Annotated in this window: 1 protein-coding gene; it reads left to right on the top strand. The window is 64.0% G+C overall.

Annotation, left to right across the window (positions count from 1 at the left end):
* Positions 1–237: 237 nt before the first annotated feature.
* Positions 238–342 (top strand): hypothetical protein (locus tag AC4FS3_RS29120; RefSeq protein WP_491023439.1); only part of this gene is annotated, 105 nt, incomplete at its 3' end.

The raw sequence follows: 342 nt of genomic DNA on the forward strand, positions 1-342 counted from the left end.
TCTCCTACGCCATCACGCCGGAGGATTACTCGCCCTTCAACGAGCTGATCATGGGCGCCTACAAGGGCGACGAGTGGGACCTGGCCGACAAGCCGACGTCCGCCGCGGGCTGACGCCTGCGGATGGGGCGCTGTTGGACGGGGCGCCGTTCGCCCCATCCATGCGGTCGCGATGAAATCAGGCTCCGGCGTGCGCGCCGGAGCCCATGATCAGATGATGCAAGGGCATGAAACTGCAATGAATATTGAATTCGGGCCGGAGCTTGAGAGCTTCCGGCGGGAGGTCGCGGAGTTTCTTGACGTCGCGCCGACGCCAGCGATTCGCGAAGCCGGCAAAAAGACC

Source organism: Pseudogemmobacter sp. TB195, from assembly GCF_058313095.1.